Below are 2,440 nucleotides of genomic sequence, written 5' to 3' on the forward strand. Positions count from 1 at the left end.
ACCCACGCGGCGAACTGGTCCTTGAACTTCGTGTTGGTCGGGTTCTTCACCGACATGAAGTAGTTCCACGCGGCGAGGTGGCCGACGAGCGGCTTCGTATCGATGCCGCGCAGTTCTTCCTCGCCGACCGAGAACGCGACGACCGGCACGTCGGTCGCCTTGATCCCCTGGTTGCCGAGCTCCTTGTAGAACGGCACGTTCGAGTCGCCGTTGATCGTCGAGACCACGGTCGTCTTGCCGCCCTGCGAGAAGGTCTTGATGTTCGCGACGATGGTCTGGTAATCGCTGTGGCCGAACGGCGTGTAGACCTCCTGAATGTCGGCGTCCTTCACGCCCTTCGATTTCAGGAACGCGCGCAGGATCTTGTTGGTCGTGCGCGGATACACGTAGTCGGTGCCGAGCAGGAAGAAGCGCTTCGCGCCGCCGCCTTCCGCGCTCATCAGGTACTCGACGGCCGGAATCGCCTGCTGGTTCGGCGCGGCGCCCGTGTAGAACACGTTGCGCGACATTTCCTCGCCTTCATACTGCACCGGGTAGTAGAGCAGCCCGTTCAGCTCCTCGAACACCGGCAGCACGGACTTGCGCGACACCGACGTCCAGCAGCCGAACACGCACGCGACCTTGTCCTGCGTGAGCAACTGGCGCGCCTTCTCGGCGAACAGCGGCCAGTTCGACGCGGGATCGACCACCACCGGTTCGATCTTGCGGCCCAGCACGCCGCCGCTCTTGTTGATGTCGGCGATCGTCATCAGCGCGGTGTCCTTCAGCGACGTCTCCGAGATCGCCATCGTGCCCGACAGCGAATGCAGGACGCCGACCTTGATCGGGCCGGTGCCCGCGTCGGCCGCGTGCGCGAACGGGCTCTTGCCCGCCAGCGCGAGCGCGCCGGCCATCGAACCGAACTTCAACAGACTGCGACGTTTCATCGAGATCCCCTTGTCGTGTTGGATGCGCGTGCGCCGTGGCGGTGCCGGCCATCGTGTAACGCAAGGCATGTGCCAGTCGCGCGGATGCACGCCCGGCGTGCCTGCGCGGGCCATCGTCGGGCATCGGGGCGGTGCGGATGACGCGCCGTGCAGCATGCGCGGTCCGTTGCGGTGCAGACGCACGGGCGCAAATGGTGCACGACGGCGCTGCGGCGTCGAAACGCGGGAAATGACGGAACAGGGAGGGAAAAGAAAAAACGGGCGCGCGGTGCGCGCCCGTTCGGCGGATCGGTGCGGCCGGCGGCAGGGCCGGGCGGCGCGGCGACGCATGATGCGCCGCCGGAAGGATCGATCAGTAGCGCGGCACGGACGGATCGACGTCGCGCGACCACGCGTCGATGCCGCCCTGCAGGTTGTACAGCTTCGTGAAGCCGCGCGATTCGAGGAACATCGCGACCTGCGCGCTGCGCATCCCGTGATGGCACACGCAGACGATTTCCGCTTCGTCGTCGAGCTCTTCGCTGCGCGCGGGAATCTGCTGCATCGGAATCGCCACGCTGCCGGCGATCTGCGCGGTCGCGATTTCCCACGGCTCGCGCACGTCGAGCACGACCGGCGCGGGGCGCGCTGTGTCGCCGAGCCATTCCGCGAGCATCGCGGGCGTCAGGATCTGCATGGAGGCTCCGCCGCTCAGAACTTGAAGCGCGACGGCTCGATCGCGTTGACCAAGTGGTCGATGTACGTTTCGAACACGTCGGCGACGCGGTACTGCTTGTCGTCGATGCGGGTGATGATCTGCGCCTTCATCACCGGACGGCCGCCGACGAACGCCGACAGGCGGCCGCCGATCTTCAGCTGCTCGAGCATTTCCTGCGGCACGACCGGCAGGCCGCCCGCGACGCAGATCACGTCGTACGGCGCCTTCGCGGCCCAGCCGCGCGAACCGTCGCCGAGCACGACTTCGGCGTTGGTCACGCCGTCGTTGCGCAGGTTGTCTTCCGCGAACTTCGCGATCGTCGGATCGATCTCGACGGCCGTCACGTGCTGCGCGCGATGCGCGAACAGTGCGGCCAGGTAGCCCGAGCCCGCGCCGATCACGAGCACGTTTTCGTGCTTCTTGACCGTCAGTTCCTGCAGCACGCGCGCTTCGACGCGCGGGAACAGCATCTTGCTGGCGCCGCCGGGCAGCGGCAGTTCGAGATCGGCGAACGCGAGATCGCGGTATTCGGCCGGCACGTAGTTTTCACGCTTGACGATCGACAGCAGGCCCAGGACATCCAGATCCAGCACGTCCCACGGACGGATCTGCTGTTCGATCATGTTGAAACGCGCGTTTTCGATATTCATGGTGTGGTCACGCAGCCTGGTCGGCCATCAGCGGGGATAGAGAAACTTCGTGATTGTACCAAACGGCACGGCCGGCAAGCCTTCAGGCGGCCTGCAACAGACCTTTACCCCTTGCTCTTCTTGATCTGCGCCTCGAACGCAAGGTCGAGCTTGCTCGCCTTGCGCGG

Annotated in this window: 3 protein-coding genes; all 3 read right to left on the minus strand. The window is 65.7% G+C overall.

Translation table 11 applies throughout. From position 1 onward, the window contains the following. The coding region (locus tag JMF90_RS33390) for a transporter substrate-binding protein (RefSeq protein WP_201326024.1) at positions 1-926 on the minus strand (926 nt) is incomplete at its 3' end. A gap of 352 nt (positions 927-1,278) precedes the next feature. Further along, positions 1,279-1,602, minus strand: a complete 324-nt coding sequence (locus JMF90_RS33395) for a rhodanese-like domain-containing protein (protein ID WP_006476692.1) — start codon at positions 1,600-1,602, stop codon at positions 1,279-1,281. Positions 1,603-1,616: 14 nt separating this feature from the next. Further along, complete coding sequence (locus tag JMF90_RS33400) at positions 1,617-2,273, minus strand: protein-L-isoaspartate O-methyltransferase (protein ID WP_011544780.1); 657 nt, start codon at positions 2,271-2,273, stop codon at positions 1,617-1,619. Positions 2,274-2,440 lie beyond the last annotated feature (167 nt).

Origin of the sequence: Burkholderia sp. E168m23 (genome assembly GCF_016586125.1) — a bacterium.
Taxonomy (GTDB): Bacteria; Pseudomonadota; Gammaproteobacteria; order Burkholderiales; family Burkholderiaceae; genus Burkholderia; species Burkholderia orbicola.

Excerpts from the sequence above, each read along its gene's own strand:
- JMF90_RS33395 (WP_006476692.1), bottom strand. The coding sequence starts at position 1,602 with ATGCAGATCCTGACGCCCGCGATGCTCGCGGAATGGCTCGGCGACACA.
- JMF90_RS33400 (WP_011544780.1), bottom strand. The coding sequence starts at position 2,273 with ATGAATATCGAAAACGCGCGTTTCAACATGATCGAACAGCAGATCCGT.